Source organism: Paenibacillus sp. 598K (assembly GCF_003851045.1).
GTDB lineage: Bacteria > Bacillota > Bacilli > Paenibacillales > Paenibacillaceae > Paenibacillus_D.
On sequence record NZ_BFBX01000005.1, the window covers coordinates 89,736 to 110,763 of the forward strand.

The following is a 21,028-nucleotide window of genomic DNA, read 5'->3' on the forward strand; positions in this document are numbered from 1 at the left end:
CGAGCGCGCCGTTCAGATAAGATATTATAAGGAGGCGTCCGTTTTGAAAAAGACAAAAAAAGCAACGCTTGCGCTCGTTCAGCTGATGATTCTTTCTTTGCTGGTGGTGGCCTGCTCCAGCAACGGCAATAACGGCGGCAGCACAGCGCCAACGGAGAAAGACGACAAGGGCAGCGCATCGCCGCTGGCGATCACATTCTTCGCGCCGCAGAAGGATGCGCCGCTACAGGACAACGCCTACACCAAGCATATCGAGAGCAAGTTCAACGTCAGTATCAAATGGGACCTCGCGCCTCAAGACGCGCTGGCCGACCGCCGGCAGCTGCTGCTCGCGAGCGGGGACTATCCCGAGGTGTTCCTCGAGGGAGGTTTTACGACGACCGACCTGCTCACCTATGGCAGTCAGGGCGTCTTCGTCCCGCTCAATGATCTGATCGAGCAGCACGCGCCCAATCTAAAGGCGCTCATGGAGAGCAAGCCATACGTGGCGCAAGCGATGACGGCTCCGGACGGCAATATCTATGGCATCCCTCGCGTCAATGAGTGCTACCACTGTACGTATCCGTCCAAGTACTGGATGAACCAGGCCTGGCTGGACGAGGTGGGACTGGAGGTGCCGACGACAACGGATGAGCTGTATGCGGCGCTCAAGGCGTTCAAGACGCAGGACCCGAACGGCAATGGCCAGGCCGATGAGATCCCGTTCACCGGCGCGCCGAAAAACAACGTCTGGGCTGGCAATATCGATGCCTACCTGATGAATGCCTTCATCTACAACGACAATGACCGCTATCTGCTCGTCAAGGACGGCAAGGTCGACTTCGCGGCCAACAAGCCGGAGTGGAAGGAAGGTCTGGCGTTCATGCGCCAGCTGTACTCGGAAGGTCTGATCGACCCGGCGGCGTTCACCCAGAACGACCAGGCGATCAGTCAGTTGGGCAATCGCGAGGGCGACGAGATCGTCGGCTCCTTCTCCTCGGCGCTCCTCAGCTACCTGCTCAACGTCTGGGAGGATGATATCGACCGCCATCGCCACTGGGTTGCCGTACCGCCGCTCAAGGGTCCGCAAGGCGTGCAGTACGCGGGCATTGTGCAAGGCATCAGCACCTTCCCGTTCGCCATCACGAACAAGGCGAGCGAGGAGCAGGCGATCGCGGCGATGAAGATTATCGATTACGCCTTCACCGAAGAGGGCGCGCTGCTGAGCGAGTACGGCATGATCGAGAATCTCGGCTGGGCGATGGCGCAGGACGGCGAGCTGAACATCTGGGGCGAGAAGGCGCGCTACACATTCGACATTCCGGAGGATATCAAGATCGAGGAAGACAAGGATACGATCCGCAACGACAGCTGGTCCTTACTCGGGCCAAAGGATATGTCCAAGGAATTCCGCGATTCGTTCGCGGCGGCGCAGGACCCGCTCAGCAGCAAGGGCTACGAGACGCGACTAGCGCAAGCGACGATGCTGTATGAGCCGCATGCGCCGGAGGAGGCCTACCCGTCGGCGGCCTGGATCGCTGCCGAGGACGTCGACGCAGCGGCGCAGCTGACCACCTCGATCCGCGATTACGTCGAATCCAACATGGCCCAGTTTATCATCGGCAGCAAAAACCTCGATACGGATTGGGACAGCTACGTCAAAGGCTTCGACGGCCTGAACCTGACGCGGTACATCGAGATTTTCCAGAAGGCGCTGCAGTAGTAGTCGGAGAGATACCCCCTTCCCTGCACGAATGAAGCAGCAATGTTATAATGGAGGCTGACTTCGAGTAAAGGACAAGGAGGATTTCATGCTTTTTATTCAATCCTGGTTTGAAGACATGGGCGTGGCGGAACGGACGGCTGCTTATCTGGCGCAAGGGGTGATGGCGCTCGCGATCGCGCTTCTCAGTATCATCGCTAACTACATCACCAAGAAGGTGGGCTTACGCGTCCTCGCCTATTATGTGAACAACAACCGCTACAAATGGGACAATTATATGCTCGACCGCAAGGTGTTCCACAAACTGTCGCACATCGTGCCGGCTATTATCATCTATGCTAGCGCATCGCTCTTCCCAGCCTATCAGACGTCGATCGAGAAGGGAGTGGCGATCTATCTTATCGTGGTGGCGCTGCTCGTCATCAATGCGTTCCTCAACGCGGTCAACGACATCTACGTCACCTTCGAGATCTCCAAGGCTCGGCCGATCCGCGGCTACTTGCAGGTGATGAAGATCTTCGTCTTCATCGTCGGCGGTATCCTGCTCATCTCCAATCTGATCGGCCAGAGCCCGATTATCCTGCTCAGCGGCATCGGCGCGCTGTCGGCGGTCATCATGCTGATCTTCAAGGACTCGATCCTGGGCCTGGTCGCTGGCGTGCAGCTTACGTCCAACGATATGGTGCGCGTCGGGGACTGGATCGAGATGCCGAAGTACGGCGCCGACGGCGACGTAATCGATATCTCGCTGAATACGGTCAAGGTGCGGAATTTCGATATGACGATTACGACGATTCCTACCTATGCGCTTATCTCCGATTCCTTCAAAAACTGGCGCGGCATGCAAACATCCGGCGGTCGGCGGATCAAGCGGTCGGTCTATCTGGACATGACCAGCGTCGCCATGTGCGATTCCGGGACGTTGGAGCGTATGCGCAAGATTCATTATCTGCAGGAGTATATCGACAGGAAGCTGGAGGAGATCGAGCGCTACAACGAGGAGCATGCGGTCGATCGCACCAGCCGGGTCAACGGTCGCGCGCTGACCAATATCGGCTTGTTCCGGGCTTATGTCCAGCATTACCTCGACCATCATCCGAAGATCCATCGCGGCATGACCTGCATCGTCCGTCAGCTGCAGCCGGAGGAGCATGGCTTGCCGCTAGAGATCTATGCTTTCACCAACGATACCGCATGGGGCAACTACGAGGCGGCGCAGTCCGATATCTTCGATCACATCCTGGCCGTTGCCTCAGAGTTCGGGCTGCGGGTGTTCCAAAATCCGACCGGCCACGACATGCGGCAGATGATGAAGGCTGTGCAGGAGCAAGAGGGAGAGTTAGAGCCCAAGCCTGAGCTGGGCAAAGGTCTAGGCTAGTCGCCCGACAGCGGGTTCGTAACAAAAGACATGCCGATTTCCAATGAAATGACATGGATGTTTGCCGTCGAATATGCCATGATGGGGAGAACAACAGCTCCGCTGCAGGCCTATCGACGGAGGCGCCCATGCTCAGACAGATTCGATCCTACATCCGCAACTACCGGCTCAGCTACCGCATGATCGTCACGAATATTTGCTTGGCTGTATTGCCCATCCTCCTGCTAGGGACGGTGGGCTATTTGTCATACATTCATCTGATGAAGCAGCATGCGCTCGCCGGCATCGAGCAGTTCGTCAGTCAGACCAACGACCGCCTCGACGAGTACTTCGGCCGGATGGATCAGCTCTCCCGCTCGATATTTTACAATCGCAACGTCCAGAGCATCATGCTGGCCAATCCGTCCTGGCAGGAGTCCGACGCGCTGCTGCGCAATCTGAACAGCTATATGAGCCTGGACGGATCGGTCCAGTCGCTCGCCATCATCCATAGCGAGTCGTTCCGCACGATCTCGGAGGGGCAAATATTGACCAGTCGGATGATGGATTATATTCGTGCCCGGCAGCTAAGCGGACAGCTGACGAGCCGGATCGAATATTCCCCGGTGTTTGCGAGGCAGGGCGGCAAAGCGGGCATCCTTGCATTTCGGCAGATCAAATCGATCCAGCAGACGCGCTACCTCGACCAGCTGTATATCGGGGTGATGCTGCTCGATACCGAGTGGATCGGCCAGACGCTAAGGACAGCCGGGGTCGACAACAAGGCCAGTCTGTTCATCGTCAATCGGGACGGCGAGGTCGTCGGCGCGTCCTCGGGGAAGCTGGCCTACCCACGGATTGCCGCAGAGCTGCAGGAGCAGCCGCCGAGTCAGACCGGGGCGCTCCGGCTGGACGGCACCGACTATCTGACCCGCATCATTCCATTTGAAAGTATCGATTGGACGCTGGTGGCGCTCATCGACAAGGATCAGCTGCTGGAGAAGGCCAGCTTCATCCAATACACGCTCATTGGCATTATTGCGATTATGATCGCGATCGTCATTCTCGTCGTCATCTCCTTTAACATTCGTCTGACGCATCCGATCACCAAGATGGCCGATGCCTTCGACCGCGCAGCGAGCGGCAACTTTGACGTCGCGCTCAGATTCGGCTACCGCAATGAGATTACCGTCATCCAGGATCACTACAACAACATGATCGAACAGATCAAAAAGCTGACCGACAACCTCATGTTGTCCAAGCAGCAGCTCTACGACACCGAGATGGACAAGCAGCAGCTGCGTCTGAGCGGGCTGCAGCGTCAGATCAACTCGCACTTCCTCTATAATGTATTGCATTCGATACGCGGCATGTCGCTATCCGGGGCGAAGCGGGAAGTCGCCTCGGCCATCGACCACCTCGTCTCCTACTTCCGCTATATTACGCGGGTCGAGGACTATGTGCCGCTGTTCAAGGAACTCGAGCATCTCGATACGTATATCGCGATCCAGCGACTCCGATTTGGCCAACGGCTCTGCTTCCGGGTAGATATCGAGTCCGGGCTGAGGAGCCAGGCGATCGTCAAGCTGATCCTGCAGCCGCTCGTGGAGAACTCGCTGTTCCACGGGCTGGAGGGCAAGAGCGGTCGCTGGCTGATCCAGGTCCAGGCGCGCCAGACGAGAGAAGGGGTGCTGCGCATCGCGGTGATGGACAATGGCAGCGGCATGAGCGCCGAACGGCTGGCGCAGATCCGCGCCTATCTCGAAGGGAGAGGCGAGGCCATCGTCGACCCGGACCAGCTCGGCCAGAGCATCGGTCTGGTCAATATCCATCATCGCATCCGCATCTATTACGGGGAGCCGTACGGACTGGCGATTCGGAGCTGGAAGGGCCGGGGTACCGTCGTCACCATCACGATTCCACATCACCCAGAGGAGGACGAACCGCATGTATAACTTGCTGCTAGTCGACGACGAGCCATGGATTCTGAAAGATATGGAGCAGATTATCGATTGGGAGGGGCAGGGCTTCCGACTGATCGCCAGCGTCTCTGGCGCAGAGGCGGCGGAGGCGATCCTGCGGAGACAGCGTATCGATGTCGTGATCAGCGATATCCGCATGCCCGGCAAGAGCGGGCTCGATCTGCTCCGGTCGGCCCGACGGATCGCGCGGGACACCCTGGTCGTCTTCATGAGCGCGTACAGCGACTTTGCCTATGCCAAGCAGGCGCTCGAGCAAGGCTGCTTCAGCTACCTGCTGAAGCCGGTCAGCGAGACGGAGCTGCTGGATACGCTCGTCCGGTGCAAGGAGCGGCTGGGCGAGCGCGAGCGCGAGCTGATCGACCGCCGCGAGGCGGATCAGGCGATGCGGTTCCTCGAGGGCATCGGCAAGGATCAGTCGATCCGACGGCTGATGGACGGTCTGGCTCGTCAGGACACGGCGCTCGAGTCGTCGCAGCCCTACGCGCTATTCGCCTGTGTAAGAGCCGAGGCGGCGCTCGAGCCGGAGGGGCTGCTGCCGCTCGATGAGCTGCTCGCCGACTCTCGGCTGCCCTCCTATCGCAGCCGCGTCAGCGCCTCGCGCTGGTGTTACTTGATCGGTCTGTCGCAGACGCCGGATGGTCGATCGGTCGCCGGACTCTACCGCAGGCTGTGCCGCTTGATCAGGCAGCAGAGCTGGGACATCGGACTGAGCGCGGTCAGCCCAGTCGCCTCCCGCAGCGGCAAGAGCTACCACCAGGCGGCGATGCTCGCCGATACGTCGCAGCTGACCGGCCGCCATGGCGTGCATCGATACAAGCCTGGCATCAATCGGGCGGTGCCGGATCTGCGAGAGCGGATCATCAAGGCGGATCGGCCAGAGCAGCTGAAGGCGCTGCTGATCGAGATCAGGCGCGGTCTCGCTGGCGGCACGATTCATTACAGCGGTCTGGCAGAGCTGCATCATCTATTCATCGTGGCGGTCGATCGTCTGCTGCAGCCCGAGCTCGCAGGCGGCAGCGACAGCGCTGTCTCGCAGGAGTTGCTGATGCACTACGGCGATGCCGGAGAGCTGCTGGAGGACATGGCCTCGCACCTGGAGACGAGGAGCCGTCGCAGAGACGAGGAGCCTGCCGCGCAGCTGATCGTCGAGGAGGTTGTGCGCGAGGTCGATCTGATGTTTGCCCACCGGATCTCGCTCAAGGAGCTGGCGCGCAAGCACTATATCAGCCCCAATTATCTCAGTCACCTGTTCAAGCAAGAGAAGGGGCAGAGCTTCATCCATTACTTGATCCATCGTCGGCTGCAAGCGGCCAGGATGCTGCTCGAGCAAGAGATCTCGCTCTATGAGGTCGCGCGTATGGTCGGCTACGACGATTATGCGCACTTCAGCAAGCTGTTCAAAAAACACCTCGGCCACTCGCCGCTGGATTACAAAAACCATATCAAACGACAACAACAATTTGTACAGGACGACATGGCCCGGGACCCTCAGGACGAGCATAATTAAGCTGTCCTAAAGCGCTTACAATGGCGACGGGACGCTACTAACCGTGATGGAGGGATTCACGATGCAATACAGAGCATGGGCAGCGTTGCTGCTGACGATTACGATGATATGGGGGCTTGGCGCAGGGGAATGGGCATTGCCGCGAGCGTACGCGGCTGCGCCTACCGACTACTACGTCAGCTCGTCGACTGGCAATGACGCGAGCAGCGGCACCAGTCCATCTACGCCGTGGCAGACGCTCTCTGCGGTCTCCTCGCGCGTGTTCCAGCCGGGCGACCGGATCCTGCTGAAGAGCGGCGATACATGGCACGAAAGCGTCGCGCTGCACGGCTCGGGCACGGCGTCGCAGCCGATCACGCTGACGTCTTACGGGACGGGCAGCCGCCCGCTGCTCCGCTCTGCCGACGCGGCCGTCGTGCGGATCGACGGCGAGAGCGGCTGGACCATTGCCGGACTGGAGATCGAATGTACGACGACCCAGCCGCTCCTGGGCAGCGGCGGAGTTAATCGGGGCATCTTCGTCAATTATGAGGGCGAGGGCAACTGGTCCGATATCGTCATCGAGGACAATGTGGTGCGTGGAGGCGGCATCGACACCAACACCGAGGGCATCATGATCTCTGCCGCTTATCCGACAGGCAAGCATAGCGAGGTGGCGCGCCATATCCGCATACGCAACAACGAGCTGTATCAGCTCGGCTGGCGGGCGATCGGCACCGGCGGCTGGGATACGACGCTCTCCGACAATCTGAAGAGCTCGGCGCTCTTCCGCGATGTCAAGATTACGGGCAATACCGCCTATCAGTTGGGCAATCAGGGAATCGTCATGGGCAATGCCAATCATAGCGCGCTCAAGTGGAACGTCGTCCATGACGGCGGCCAGTATGCCGGGAGCGGCGTGACGTGGGGGCCGGGCGGGATCTGGCCGATCACAAGCTCGCACGTCGAGGTGATGTTCAACGAGGTGTACAACATGTCTGACAGCAATACCGGCCATGACGGCTCGGGACTGAACATCGACTGGTCCAACGAATACATCGTCATGCGCTACAACTACGCTCACGACAACATCGGCAACGGCATCACGACGATGGCGCATACGAACTCCGTCATCTCTGACAACAAGGTGCAGGGCAATCGCGGCTTGAGCTCGATCGGACGCGGACAGATCGCCGTCAGCGACTTCACTGTCGATACGGCTCGCTTCTCCGGCGTCAAAAACCTGGTCATGGAGCGCAACCTGATCCTCGTCAACCGCCCGAATACAAGCGCGTTCAACAGCCATGAATCGTCGCCGGGCGATGGCTGGAGCGGCAATTGGCTCAGCGGCAACAACATCGTGCTGACGCCTGGCGTCAGCGGCACCAGCGTCTATCTGCTGGAAGCAGGGACAGCGATGGAGATGATCAACGGCAACCGCATCTATAGCGGCTCGGGCACGGACTTCGCTGCGAACCGGAATGGCAGCGCATACGGCTCGCTCGGCAGCTGGCAAGCGGCGACGGGCTTCGATGGGGCGACGGTGCTGGCGACGATCGATACGACGGCCCCGACCGCGCCGAGCTCTGGCAGCGCGGCTTGGAACGCAGGGCTGGGCGGCGTCTCGCTCTCCTGGACGGCAGCAGCCGACAGCGGCTCCGGGATTAGCCATTACAATGTCTACCGCTCCACGACTCCCGCCTTCACCCCTTCCTACCGTACGCTGGTCGGCGAGACTGACGGCGTGACGTTCGTCGATCAACAGGAGCTGGAGTCTGGCGTGACGTACTATTACCAGGTAGAGGCGGAGGATCGCAACGGCAACGTCAGCGTCGCCGTATCCGGCGGCAGCGCGACGACCGGAGCGATCTCCGCAGCGCCGCTGCGCTACCAGGCGTCCGAGGGCTTCGGCCTGATCGCGCAAGGACCGATCTGGCAGTACGAGCTGTGGAACGGCAGCGGCTATGCGCCGATCGGCAGCGTGTACGCGCCATGGAGCATGTGGCGCGATGGCGGTACGTATCTCGGCGTCGGCCGCAATATGCAAGCGCCGGACAGCCGCGATGCTGTGCGGACCTGGACCGCCCCTGCGGACGGCCGGGTGACGCTCGGCGCCAACGGCCAGATCCAGATGGTGGGCGACGGTCCCGGCGCGGATGGCGTACTCGCGCGGATCATGCTTAACGATACGCAGGTATGGCCTGCATCGGGCGGACAGTTGGTCGTCTACGGCACGCCTGTCGCTTCGCCAGCGCTGACGCTTGATGTCCTCGCAGGGGACAAGCTGCGGTTCATCGTCAATCAGCGCGGCAACGGCATGTACGATACCGTCTATTGGGACCCCTCCGTGACGTACACGGAGCGTTACCTGATGAGGGAGACGTTCGAGCGAGGCGCGGCCAGGTGGACGGCGCACTCCGGCTCCTGGGCTCCGGCGACCGAGGTAACCGGAGCGGTGTATCGCCAATCCGGGGCTCCGGCAGGCTGGACGACGACGGGCTCGGGCTGGTGGAGCAATTACCGGCTGGCAGCGGATGTGAAGCTGATCGCCACGGACAGCGCAGGCGGCTTCGCCAACCTGAACGTACGGGTGCAGGATGAGGCCAACAAATACCTCGTCTATCTAAGCGATGTGCATGGCATCGCCATCAAAAAGGTCGTCGGCGGCGTGCAGACGGAGCTGGCCTCCAAGCCGTATGCCATCTCGACCGGTACGGCCTATCGGGTCGAGGTGCGCGTCCGAGGCAGCGCCATCGAGCTGTATATCGACGGGGCGCTGCAGCTGAGCGCGGAGGACAGCACCTACCGCAAGGGCCGGATTGCCCTCGAGACGTACCGCTCTGACGCCCAGTTCGATAATATCGTGGTCGAGGCGCTTTAGCGAAGCCAGACCCGACGCGAAGCTAGACCCAACATAGACTAGACCCTCATACGAAGCAAAGCCCTTTTCGTCGCGCAATCGATGAAGAGGGCTTTTTATGATGCGCTCATCGTCTCGCAGCTGGAAGCCCGTAACAAAAGACAACCAAACTCCCGTACTGAGCACATGGGACGTCCCGAGCGGCTATGGCACAATGAAATCAAACGAAAGGGACGCGAGGCAACAAGGCGTCGGCAGGAGGGTTTCATGGACATCACCATACAAAAACCGGTGCAGCGCACAGGACAGACGCTCCAGGCTGAGGCGTACGGCATGCACCCGGGTCAGGATTGCAACGGCGCTGCGCTGCAGCAGGCAATCGAGGCGTGCAAGCAGTTGGGGGCGGATGCGCTCTATATCTCGCCAGGCGTATATCGCTTTGGGGCGGGACACCACCCGGTATTGGAGGGTCTAAAGGACTTTACGCTCGAGGGGGGTGGAGCCGAGTTTGTGTACCGAACGCCAGAGGCCTTCATCGCGATTCGCCACTGCGAGCGGATCGAGGTGAGGGGGCTGACGGTCGATTGGGACTGGACGCATCGGCCGCTCGCCAGCATCGGCGTCGTGGCACAGGTCGATCCGGCAGGCGCATGGTTCGAGATGCGCTTCCCGGAGCACAACACTTTGCCGGAAGGGCTGGAACTGCGAGGCTTCAATCCGATGAACGCGCGGACGATGACGCCTGGCTGCCCGCTCGGACATGAGTTCGGCGGGAAGGGGCTGGGCCAACCGACGATCCTGGCGGATCAGACGGTTCGCATCCCCTTGCCGGATGAGGGCGGCTTTGGCTTCCTGGCCCCCGGCCAGGTCTACATCGTCCGACATTATGTGTACGACGCGCCAGCCTTCGAGCTGCATGCCAATGCGCATCTGACACTGGAGGACGTGACGGTATACAGCGCGCCCGGGCATGCCTTCGTCTCGACCGGCGCGCAGCATCATTGGCAGCTCCAGCGTTGCCGACTGCTCAAGCGGCCGGGCACGACGCGCTGCATCTCGGCGACGGCGGATGGATGTCATATCAGCAACTCGCTGGGCAGCTTCCGGATGGAGCATTGCCAGTTCGGCGGCAATGGCGACGACGGGCTCAACGTCCACGACAATTCGGTCCAGGGATTCCGAAGGCTCGGGGCAAGCGAGCTGCGGCTAGCAACGGTATTCTCTTGGCGCAATCCGTTCGACGCGGGCGATCCGATCGAATTCCGCTATCCGGACCTGTCGCCTACAGGCTGTACGGCCACGGTCGCCCAAGCGGTCTGGGACGAGAGCGGCTGCACGCTGCGCTTCGACCGCGAGCTGCCGGAGGAGCTGCCGGCGGATGCGATCCTGTTCAATCGCCGCTACGATTCGGGCCGCTATATCGTCCGTCACAATCTGTTCCACGACAATCGCGCGCGCGGCGTGCTGCTCCATGCCTCGCACGGCCTGGTCGAGCATAATCGCTTCCATCGGACGCAGGGGCCGGCTATCCAGATCGAGTGCGGCGCAGAGTCGCGCTGGGCGGAGGGCTACGGGGTGGAGGGACTGACGATCCGGTACAATCGGATCGAGAGCTGCGATGTCAACCACTGGTATATGGCGGTTATCTACATGGGCGTCTATCTGCCGCAGGGGCGCACCGCCTATCCGATCTTCCGCGATATCGCGATCGAGGACAATACGATCGTCGACTGCCCGCAGCAAGCGATCTTCCTCTCCTCTTGCGAGCGGGTGAGGATATCCGGCAATGTCTTCCTTAACCCGAACGCCGGTCCGCCGAAGCGCGACGAGGAGGGGGACGAGAACAGCGTCAAGCATCGAGAGCTGTACAAGGGAACGCTGATGGCCAGCCACTGCCGGGACGTCGATATCGCGGACAATACGGCGCTCTCCCTGCTGCCGCCAAGCGATGAGGGGATCTGGCTGGACGCCGATACCGTAAGCAATGTCCGAATATACGGCAATCATGGACTGCAGGAGAGGGGCGGACGAGATGCAAGCCAACACGGGTAACCGCGCCGGAGCCGGCAGCGATGTATGGCGGCGAATGGTCAAGTACAAGATGCTCTATATCATGCTGCTGCCGACCATCGTCTTTCTGTTTATCTTTCATTACATTCCGATTTACGGCGCTTCGATCGCTTTCAAGGAGTTCTGGGTGACCAAGGGTATCCTTGGCAGCCCGTGGGTCGGCTTTGATCATTTCGAGCGATTGTTCGCGACGGAGAAGTTCTGGCAAGTATTCCGCAATACGATCGAAATTAACTTGTTGCGGCTCGTCTTCGGATTCCCGGCGCCGATCGTGCTGGCCATCTTGCTCAATGAAGTGCGCCATCGCCTGTTCAAGCGTTCGATCCAGACGATCGTCTACCTGCCTCACTTTATCTCCTGGGTGACGATCGCCGGCATCATGTTCAGCTTGCTCTCCAATGAAGGGCTGGTCAACAAGCTGATCGTGACGTTCGGCGGCGACCCGGTGAACTTCCTGACGAGCAACAGCATGTTCCGGCCACTGCTCGTCGTCTCCGGCATCTGGAAGGAGGTCGGCTGGGGGACGATCATCTATCTCGCGGCGCTCTCTGGCATCAACCCGGATCTGTACGAGGCGGCGACGGTCGACGGGGCCAATCGTTTCAAGCAAGTGCTGCACATCACGCTGCCGAGTCTGCTGCCGATCATCTCGATCCTGCTCATCCTCAACTTCGGCAGTATGATGAACGGCGGCTTCGATCAGGTGTTTAACCTGTACAACACGATGGTGTACGAGAGCGGCGACGTCATCGACACCTATGTCTATCGGATCGGTCTGACGCAAGGCGAATACAGTATGGCGACAGCGATTGGCCTGTTCCTGAACCTGATCAATTTCGTGCTGCTGGTCCTCGTCAATGGCGCTGCCAAGCGCATTGGCGGACAAGGCATTTATTAGGAGAGAGGAGAGAAGCAGGCTATGGTCAGATCCAAAAGTATATCGGGCATGCTGTTTGATGCCGCCAATGGGTTGTTTTTGCTGGGACTGGCGCTCGCCACGCTATATCCCTTCTGGCATGTGCTGGTCGGCTCGCTCATGCCTTACGAGGAATCGATTCGTTCCGTTATTCATCTGTTCCCGAAGCAGCCAACCTTCGAGGCGTATCGCTACGTATTTTCCAAGGACACGCTCGTCGGCGCGTTGCTGATCTCGGTCCTCGTCACAGTAGCGGGCATGCTGTATCAGCTGTTCATTACGGCGATTACCGCATACCCGCTGATCAAGCAGGACTTGCCGGGGCGCACATGGATCTTCATCTATATTATTTTTACGATGTTTTTTGGCGGCGGCCTGATCCCTTACTATCTGCTCATCAAGAGCCTGGGCATGGTCAACAGCCTGGCGGTCATGATCGTCCCGGCGGCGATCAGCACGTACAACATGATCGTGCTCAAGACCTTCTTCCAGAACATCCCGCTGGAGCTGGAGGAGTCGGCGAAGATCGACGGAGCCGGGTATATGACGATCTTCTTCCGCATCATCCTGCCCTTGTCCGTGCCTGCGCTGGCGACGATCGGCCTGTTCATCGCGGTAGGGCAGTGGAACAACTGGTATACGCCGATGCTGTTCCTCAATGACAAGGAGCTATGGCCGCTGGCGATGGTGCTGCGCGATATCCTGATCAACAACAATATGGAGCTGACCCGGGGCGGCAGCTTTGTAAGCGAGGAGTTCATGCTCGGGGACACGATCAAAAACGCCGTCGTCGTCGTCTCGGTCGTACCGATCATCCTCGTCTATCCGTTCATCCAAAAGCACTTCGTGAAAGGGGTGATGATCGGCTCGATCAAAAGCTAGTCGACGGATGGTTGTACAGCAGTACGGGGGCTTGTTAAACTGATGCATACAAGGAGAGGAAAAAGCATGTCTAACACAGGAAATAAGAAATGGATGATGACGCTGTTGACGGTATTCGCATCCGTCAGCGTGCTGTCCGCCTGCGGTAACGCGAATGAAAATGCGAAGCCGGCCGGAGAGCCTACCCAAACAGAGAGCGGAGAGCAGCAGGCTGCGCCGGTCGAGCTGTCGGTATTCAGCTGGATGTTCGAGGGAGCGAATGCTCCTGAATCGGTCATCTACCAGAAGCTGCAAGAGAAGCTGAACATTAAGCTGAAGCCGCTGACGGCGTCTTGGAATGACTGGGAGGAAAAGCTGAACGTCATGATCGCCTCTGGCGAGATGCCTGACGTGTTCATCTCCTACGGCATCGACCGGCCGGTCCAATATCGCCAGTGGATCAAGGAAGGCATGCTGCTGCCGCTCTCCGACTATACCGACCAATATCCGAACATCGCCCAGTCGTTAGCCAACTTCGAAGCGCTGGCAAAGGCGACGGACGGCATCCACTATTCGTTGCCGATCTATAATGAAGCTGGCAGCGACAAAACGGCGGTCAGCGGGCACAACATCCTGATCCGCAAGGACTGGCTGGACACCTTGGGTCTGGAGGTTCCGAAGACGATCGAGGAGTTCAAGACGGTCGCGGAAGCGTTCGCCAATGACGACCCTGACCAAAATGGCAAGAAGGACACTTACGGCTATACGTCCAGCTCTGGCGGCGTCTGGTGGCAATACCCGATCTTCAACGCCTTCGATACGAGCACGGATCGCTGGGAGAAAAAGGACGGCAAATGGATGCCTGAGGTTATCTCGGACGAGACAAAGCAGGCGGTCCAGTTCCTGAACGACATGTACGCCAACAAGACGATGGACCCTGAATTCATGCTGAACACCGATGACAAGAAAATCGAGAAGTTCGTCACCGGCAAGGTCGGCATGATCGTGCATAACGCCAATGTGACGTTATATAACGACCTCTACAGCAAGATGGAGCAGGCTTACCCGGATAAGGATCCGAAGTCGATCTTTACATGGGTCGGTACGCTCGAGGGAACGACAGGCAAGCAGCGGATGGACGGCTTCAACAACTTCTGGTGCGTCACCTCAATCAAGAGCGACCTGCCGGAGGAGAAGCGCCAAAAGGCGCTGGAGCTGCTCGATTACCTGCTCTCGGACGAGGGCCAGGATCTGCTGCTGAACGGCGTCGAAGGCGTTCATTACGAGAAGGATGGCGATACACTGAAGCCAATCATGTCCGATGAGGAGCGCGCCAAGGACAAAGCCTTTATGCTGAAGGGGCTCGTCTCCTGGAACACCGACTTCCTGCCGGACACGACGCCGAACAAAGAGGATATCGTCGCGCTGACCAAGTCGACCGGCGATTATGCGGTGCCGAACCCGCTCGCCTATCTGAATATTAGCCCGGAGGCGCTTGATCCGGCGATCCCCAATCAACTGACGGATCTGGTCAATCAGGAGATCGTCAACATGATCGTGAACTCGGGAGATATCTCCGCCAGTTTTGAGAAGTTTAAGTCGGATTGGCTGGCCAAGGGCGGCGAGCAATATATCGAAGAGACGAACAAGCAAGCGGAAGCGGAAGGCCGACAATAGCGCCTTGCCCCTTGCCGACTCCGGAGAAGAACCTGGCGGTTCAGCTCCGGAGTTTTGGCTTATAGAGAACAGAGGAGGAAGCATGAGATGAAGCTTGAAGATAAGCAAAGCCTGGTGTTCATCGGCGACAGTATTACGGATTGCGGACGGACGGAGGATCAGGAGGGGCTAGGCGGCGGATATGTCCGGATGATCCGCGACTACCTGTATGTCAGCCGGCCAGCCTGGACGCCTCGCTGGTATAATCGCGGCGTCAGCGGCGAGACGATCGTCGATCTGCGCGCGCGCTGGCAGGAGGATGTGATCGCGCTGCAGCCCGATGTATTGACCGTGTCGATCGGCATCAACGACGAGTGGAAGCAGGTGCCGATCGCGGAGTATGTACGACTGTACGAGGAGCTGCTGACGGAGACGAAGCAAGCTACCGGAGCTGCGCTCGTGCTCATGGAGACGACGATCATCTCTGAGGATCCCGAGGATGGCAAAAATGAGCGCCTGACGCCGTACAACGAGGCGATCCGCGAGATCGCCGCTCGCTATGACGCGGTACTGGTGCCGCAAAATCGCAGTTTCCAGAGCTATCTACGGCGGCAGCAAGGCAAGACGCTCACCTATGATCAGGTGCACATGAACTCCACAGGCAACTGGCTGATCGCACGTAACTGGCTGGAGGCTTACGGGGCGCTCTAGATAGGACAGAGAAGGGCCGCTTCCCCGACATCGACCTTATGGGTCCTTGTCGGGCGAAGCGGCCCTTTTCATGATGAGCGGATCGTCCGTTTAATACTGATTCAATCCACTAGTCTCTGCTGGCGTACGACAGCAGGTTATAGATCAACTGCGCGGCTTCGGCGCGGCTGGCGTAGGCTCGCGGAGCGAAGGAGCCGTCTGCCCGGCCTTGCATAAGGCCGGATGCGGTGGCTGCGGCCACATACGACTGGGCCCACGCCGGGATGTCGCTCGCGTCGGTGTAGCCAGCGCTGTCAGGCGCTGTCTCTAGCTGGAGCGCGCGTGCGATGATCGCCGCCATCTCGGCGCGCGTGATCCGCTCTTGCGGTGCGAATCGCCCGTCGCCGCGTCCGGTGAGGATGCCCGCAGCAGTAACAGCAGCGATCGGCTCGGCATACCATGCGTCCGTCGCGACATCAGTGAACGTGGCGTCCCCGGCCGGCAATGACAACGCCCGTGCCAGCAGTGCGGTGAACTCGGCGCGCGTGACCTCACCATTCGGAAGGAAGCGTCCCTCGTCGTCCCCTCGCACAATCTGTCGGGCAGCCAGCGCGGTGATCGCCGTTGCGGCCCAGTGTTGCTCCGTCAGGTCGCCGAAGACAGCCTGGTACTCCAGGATCGCATAATAGCCGTCGCCTGCGAATGAGGCGTGTACAGTCATGTCTGCTGCGTCTGTCAGGCCGCCGACATAGACCCACTGTCCGCTATCTGACTCCAGCATGTAGACGCCCAGCCATGCGGCGTTGACGTCGTTGGCGTCGTAGGTCAAGCTCAGCGTCGCTTCGCCAGGGGCCGCTGCGATCGGCGCTTGCGTGCCGTCGCCCCTCCTCAGCTGGAGCTTGATCTCCAGAGGAGCGGCAGCCGCTCTCAGGCGGGCATGCCCTTGCTGCTGAGGTACGGCAGCGGCGCGATCGTCTAGCGACTTAGCCGTTACGATCAAGGATGCCCCGTCTGCAGAGCTGTCAGCGAGCAGCTTGCGCAGCAGCGCAGGCTCGAGTCGCAGGGTGGCTGCTCCGAGCTCCAGCGTCACCGCGTCGCGCTGATCCCACTCTGCGAGCGGCAGCGTGCGGGTCGTCGTCTCGCTCTGGCCTTCTGTGCCTGGCTCCTCGGTGTCGGTGCCGCCAGGGGTGCCCGTATTGCCCGTGCCGCCGTAGTCGATGATCGGACCGGTGGAGCCTGAGGTCGTCGAGAGTTGCAGCTCGGCCGAGACACTGAGCTCGCCGTAGCCGTTGTACGCCTCGACGACGACGTAATAGCGTTGCGACGGCTGCAGGCCGCTAAGCGTCTGCCCGTGGGTGTCCCGGGCATCGATGGCGGCGCTATAGACGCCGCTCGTCGTACCATAACGCACGGTATAGCCGGTTGCGCCGTCTACAGCTGCCCACGTCAGCGAGAGCGCGGAGGAGCCGGCTGCGCTGCCGCTTGCTTGCGGAGCGGCGAAGCGGCTGTTCATCGGCAGCAGATAGCCGAACAGCTCCGGCGCTTTGCCTGCGCCGATTCCGCTATTGTATTCGATCCAGCCATTGCGGGCGTCGGAGGATGTCGGATTGAGCACCGTGCCGTCGCTGTAGTTGGCCAGCAGCGAGATGCCGAGCTCGGCGCGCTCTGCGATCGTTGCGTCCCCGGGCAGCAGCTCGTCCCAAGGGATCGCTAGCTCGTAGCGCGTCGTATGGCTCGCTTCGTCGCGGACGATCGCCACCTCCCCGGCTGTGAAGTCGCCGGCAGAACGGCCGGCTATCGCATGGTAGCGATAGGCGAGCGCTTGACCGCCATCGGTCAGTCCGAAGGCAAGCTCGGTGTAGCCCTGCGCGCCCGGCTTGCCGCTGCGATCGGGATCGATCGCGAGCTGGAGGCTGGAGCCCTTCCATAGGTCGGCGGCTGTCGTGATCGGCAGGTGATGCGTGTCCTCGACAACTTCGGCGAACAGATAGAGGTTGTCCGCATCCCAGGCGGTTGCGCCCTGGACGCGCAGCTTGTCGGCCGTCCAGCTCTGGATGAAGCCCGACTGGATCTCCCTCACGTGCTCGCGCTGGTCGAGGCGGAAGCCAGGGGCGTCGACAGCCCAGTCGTTGCTCTGGCCGTCGATGACGGGTGCGGCAGCGGCGCGTACGCTTCTGAGCGCTCGCGACTGCTTCTCGATCGTGATCGTCTCCGACTCGTGCATCCGTCCCTCCCGATCATAGACACGGTAGAGGAGCTTGTGCTCGCCGTTGGCCAATCCATCCAGCGTGGCGGCATAAGGAGCGGAGGTCAGTTGGCGAGCCAGCCGTCCATCCACATGCAGCTCTACGCGCTCGATCTCTTCGAGGCCAGACAGATAGGGACGCGTCTGCAGGGCGGCTGTCGTGATATAGTCGCCGTCGCGCGGTGCCAGGAAGCTGACTCGGGTCGGTCTGTCGATCGTCGGCACGACGTCGCCCGTCGTCGCGCTGGCGAGTTCCGACGCTTCGCCGAAGCGTCCGTTGTTCCCTTCAGCCTCGACGACATAATAGTAGCGTGTATTCGGCTCCAAGCTCTCGCGGTCCTCGAAGGAGGTGCCGGACGCCTCGCCGATCATCTGGGCGTAGGTCAGCTCGAAGCTCGGCTGCGTGCTCCGGTAGATGTTGTAATGCGCTACGCCAGGTCCCGGCTCGGCAGGCGCTGTCCAGCTCAGCCGGATGGAGCCGTCGACGGCTGTCGTCACTGCGCGCGGCGCAGATGGCGCGCCGTCTGCGAGCGGGTAGACGACCGAAGCGGCGTCGTAGCCGGTAGCCTGTTGCCAGGCGGATAGCGATGTGTAGACCGTGCCATGCAGCGTGGAGCCAAAGGCGGCTTGCGGACTATAGATCCGGTTGCCGTCGATGGTCTTCACCGCTGTGCCGGCGGCGATGCTGAACAGATCGGTGTGCGGTTGCTGCGAGCGGACGACGATATGGTTGTCCGTAATCGAGTTGCCTGTCCAGGTGCCATGCGGGTTAAGCGCGGTATTGACTGCGCCGGTGCCGTCGACATCGACGATGATCATGTTGCCGCTCACCGCGACATTGTGCAGGCCGGTCGACAGATCCGGACGGCCTGTGAAGTTGCCGAGCGCGATTTGTCCGCGGCCATTGGACTGGAGCGCCTGGTTGCCCTCGACGCGATTTTGGATGATTTTGGCCCCGTTATTGCTCATCGTAGTCATGCCGTTGCCTTTATTGCCGTGCGCGTAGTTGTACTGGACGAGGATGTTGTCGCAGTACCAGTCGACGTTGATGCCTGCGCCGTCGTAGCCGGAGGAGGCGTCCTTCATCCCGTACACCTCGTTGAAGCGGATGACCGAGTCTCGCGAGGCGATGAACCAGAGGCCGCCCGGCCCCCACGTATCGTTGCCGAGACCGCCCTCGCGCACGACATTGCGTTCGATTGCCGAGTCATGGGCATTCTGGATGACGATGCCCTGGCTGGCCGTCCGATATACCTCGTTGCCGATGACCTGGACATTGCCGTACAGTAACTGCGAGCGGAGCTCCTCGTTGCGCTCGATATCCCAGCCGGTCGTCGTGATGCCGTACCAGGCGACATCATGGACGGTATTGCCTGCGATCGTCAGATCGCGCGCGACCTCCTTGCCGTCGGTGCCGGGCACGGAGGCGGAGATCATGATGCCGTTGGTATTGCTGTCATACGTATCGCTGTACACGTCATTGTTGATGATCTGGACATCCTCGTACAGCTTGGCATTGTCATAGAGCAACTGGATGCCGACGGTGATATTGCTCCACGATTGCCCCGCAGAGGCGACGATGTGGACCGAGAGGCCGTCGATGACCCAGTGACTGAGATTGTGACCAGTGACGACGCTGCCGCCGTTCGGAGCATTCCAGCGGATGATCGGCTTGACGCCATCGCCATAGGCGCCGACCGTGATCGGCTTGCCCGGCTCGCCGGAGCCGCGCAGCACGAGCGGCTCGTCCCATTGATCGCCGGCCTGCAGCAGGATGCTATCGCCAGCGCGGAATACGCCGTTGTTCACCTTGCTCAGCGACTGCCATGGCGCCTCAGGCGACAAGCCGTCATTGTCATCGTCGCCGCCTGAGGCGCTGACGTAATACGTCGTATTGCCCTCCGACTCGACGGGGACGGTCACGCGCTCGACGGTGACATTGTCATAGGCGGCGATAGCGCCCTCCGTTACCAGAGCGACCGCGCCAGAGGCATACGAGCTGTCGGTCGCCTCGAGCAGCTTCACACCGTCGATCTGGAGCGACAGCTTGCTGCCTGCCGCTACAGCACTCCACTGGTAGCCGCGATTCGGCATCATATTGAATGGCGCTTGATCCAGCACCTCGTCGGTCGCGCCGCTGCGCTTGACGAGCTGTACGGACTGTGTGCCTGCATCGTAACGGAGCCAATAGCCGTCGCCGGAGCTCTGGCGGCGCACCATGATGCCGACTGCGCCTTCCGAGTCGATGCTCTGCAGCTTCATATAAGACTGCATGGCATAGTGATTCCACGAGGCCTGTCCGGCATGGGCTATGCCTCCGTCCGCATCCGTCTGGGCATAGACATGATTGGCGCCGGTCTCGACTACCTCGATATTGTCGTATTGGACCGAGCTGTCCCACGACGCGAGCGCGATCTTGCCGGTCAGATACGGGCTGTTGTCGTCGCTGACGGAGATGACCAGTTCGTCGTTGCGATAGATACGGTACGTGTTGCCGGTCGCTTCGACCTTGATCCGTACATTGGCGTTCGCGCCGAGCGATGGACCGTCATAAGCGGTGATCCAGTCCTGACCGTCGGGCTTCTGCTTCATGAGACGGATATAGTGCTCGCTCATATACAGATAGTAGAAGCGCTGGCTGTCCTGATAACGGAAATTCAGCATCGCTCCAGCGCCGCTGATCAGACGGACATCGGCTTCGAGCACATAGTCGCTCCAGGCCGTGTCGCCTGCGACCAGCTCGGATGCGCCTCCAGCGCTCTGCCGATAGGCGATCGAGCCATTGTCGGTGACCGCAGACCAGGTACCGCCGTTGCGGGTCCATTTGTCAGCGCTTCCAGACTCGAAGTTCTCTGCGAACAAGATCGGGCTATCGCCCTCCTCGATCTGCCATTGTCCGCTGTCGACGGTCCAGGCGCCCGACGTCCCGCTCTCGAATGTATCCTGCAGCAGCAGTCCTGCTGCCTGGGCGACAGATTGTCCCAGCGGCAGCGGCAGGCTGGCGGCGGCGATCAGACAGGCGAGCGCAGCCATCAGCAGGCGGTTGTGAATCCAGCTCCTCATAGATGTAGATCCTCCCTTGTGAGTGTCGTTCACTCTCTAATCTAGCATTGGGAGCGGGGCTGTCGGTATGTGCTAAGCCGGACAATATGCATGTGGTTAGTTGTGATATAGTAGGGATAATCACCGAGCGCTGCCAAGCT

General features: G+C 60.3%; 11 protein-coding genes. 10 read left to right on the top strand and 1 reads right to left on the bottom strand.

Going from position 1 to position 21,028, the window contains the following annotated elements; genetic code table 11:
• The first annotated feature begins 43 nt into the window (after positions 1–43).
• From PA598K_RS02605 to PA598K_RS02650, 10 genes are all read left to right on the top strand, one after another.
• Positions 44–1,702, top strand: a complete 1,659-nt coding sequence (locus tag PA598K_RS02605; protein WP_128655358.1) for an extracellular solute-binding protein — start codon at positions 44–46, stop codon at positions 1,700–1,702.
• A gap of 88 nt (positions 1,703–1,790) precedes the next feature.
• On the top strand, positions 1,791–3,080 hold the full coding sequence (locus tag PA598K_RS02610) for a mechanosensitive ion channel family protein (RefSeq protein WP_128655359.1): 1,290 nt from the start codon (positions 1,791–1,793) through the stop codon (positions 3,078–3,080).
• Between the two features lie 128 nt (positions 3,081–3,208).
• Complete coding sequence (locus tag PA598K_RS02615; RefSeq protein WP_185601463.1) at positions 3,209–5,014, top strand: cache domain-containing sensor histidine kinase; 1,806 nt, start codon at positions 3,209–3,211, stop codon at positions 5,012–5,014.
• On the top strand, positions 5,007–6,548 hold the full coding sequence (locus PA598K_RS02620) for a response regulator (RefSeq protein WP_128655361.1): 1,542 nt from the start codon (positions 5,007–5,009) through the stop codon (positions 6,546–6,548). Before PA598K_RS02615 ends, PA598K_RS02620 begins: the two co-directional genes overlap by 8 nt.
• 61 nt (positions 6,549–6,609) lie before the next feature.
• Complete coding sequence (locus PA598K_RS02625) at positions 6,610–9,408, top strand: family 16 glycoside hydrolase (protein ID WP_185601465.1); 2,799 nt, start codon at positions 6,610–6,612, stop codon at positions 9,406–9,408.
• Between the two features lie 246 nt (positions 9,409–9,654).
• Positions 9,655–11,439, top strand: coding sequence for a right-handed parallel beta-helix repeat-containing protein (locus PA598K_RS02630; RefSeq protein ID WP_185601467.1), 1,785 nt, complete (start codon positions 9,655–9,657; stop codon positions 11,437–11,439).
• The gene (locus PA598K_RS02635) at positions 11,420–12,355 is read left to right on the top strand and encodes an ABC transporter permease (RefSeq protein WP_128655364.1); all 936 of its coding nucleotides are present in this window, start codon (positions 11,420–11,422) and stop codon (positions 12,353–12,355) included. Before PA598K_RS02630 ends, PA598K_RS02635 begins: the two co-directional genes overlap by 20 nt.
• A gap of 21 nt (positions 12,356–12,376) precedes the next feature.
• Positions 12,377–13,255, top strand: coding sequence for a carbohydrate ABC transporter permease (locus PA598K_RS02640; RefSeq protein WP_128655365.1), 879 nt, complete (start codon positions 12,377–12,379; stop codon positions 13,253–13,255).
• Positions 13,256–13,321: 66 nt separating this feature from the next.
• Positions 13,322–14,911: an extracellular solute-binding protein gene (locus PA598K_RS02645; protein ID WP_185601469.1), complete on the top strand. Its 1,590-nt coding sequence runs from the start codon at positions 13,322–13,324 to the stop codon at positions 14,909–14,911.
• Positions 14,912–14,998: 87 nt separating this feature from the next.
• Positions 14,999–15,601 carry an SGNH/GDSL hydrolase family protein gene (locus PA598K_RS02650; protein WP_128655367.1) on the top strand — a complete coding sequence of 201 codons (603 nt, stop codon included), beginning with the start codon at positions 14,999–15,001 and terminating at the stop codon, positions 15,599–15,601.
• 109 nt (positions 15,602–15,710) lie between these two features.
• Here PA598K_RS02650 and PA598K_RS02655 read toward each other — a convergent pair whose 3' ends face one another.
• Positions 15,711–20,888, bottom strand: coding sequence for an S-layer homology domain-containing protein (locus tag PA598K_RS02655; protein WP_128655368.1), 5,178 nt, complete (start codon positions 20,886–20,888; stop codon positions 15,711–15,713).
• Between the last annotated feature and the right edge of the window lie 140 nt (positions 20,889–21,028).

Excerpts from the sequence above, each read along its gene's own strand:
- PA598K_RS02640 (WP_128655365.1), top strand. The coding sequence starts at position 12,377 with ATGGTCAGATCCAAAAGTATATCGGGCATGCTGTTTGATGCCGCCAAT.
- PA598K_RS02655 (WP_128655368.1), bottom strand. The coding sequence starts at position 20,888 with ATGAGGAGCTGGATTCACAACCGCCTGCTGATGGCTGCGCTCGCCTGT.
- PA598K_RS02635 (WP_128655364.1), top strand. The coding sequence starts at position 11,420 with ATGCAAGCCAACACGGGTAACCGCGCCGGAGCCGGCAGCGATGTATGG.
- PA598K_RS02620 (WP_128655361.1), top strand. The coding sequence starts at position 5,007 with ATGTATAACTTGCTGCTAGTCGACGACGAGCCATGGATTCTGAAAGAT.
- PA598K_RS02615 (WP_185601463.1), top strand. The coding sequence starts at position 3,209 with ATGCTCAGACAGATTCGATCCTACATCCGCAACTACCGGCTCAGCTAC.
- PA598K_RS02645 (WP_185601469.1), top strand. The coding sequence starts at position 13,322 with ATGTCTAACACAGGAAATAAGAAATGGATGATGACGCTGTTGACGGTA.
- PA598K_RS02650 (WP_128655367.1), top strand. The coding sequence starts at position 14,999 with ATGAAGCTTGAAGATAAGCAAAGCCTGGTGTTCATCGGCGACAGTATT.
- PA598K_RS02610 (WP_128655359.1), top strand. The coding sequence starts at position 1,791 with ATGCTTTTTATTCAATCCTGGTTTGAAGACATGGGCGTGGCGGAACGG.
- PA598K_RS02625 (WP_185601465.1), top strand. The coding sequence starts at position 6,610 with ATGCAATACAGAGCATGGGCAGCGTTGCTGCTGACGATTACGATGATA.
- PA598K_RS02630 (WP_185601467.1), top strand. The coding sequence starts at position 9,655 with ATGGACATCACCATACAAAAACCGGTGCAGCGCACAGGACAGACGCTC.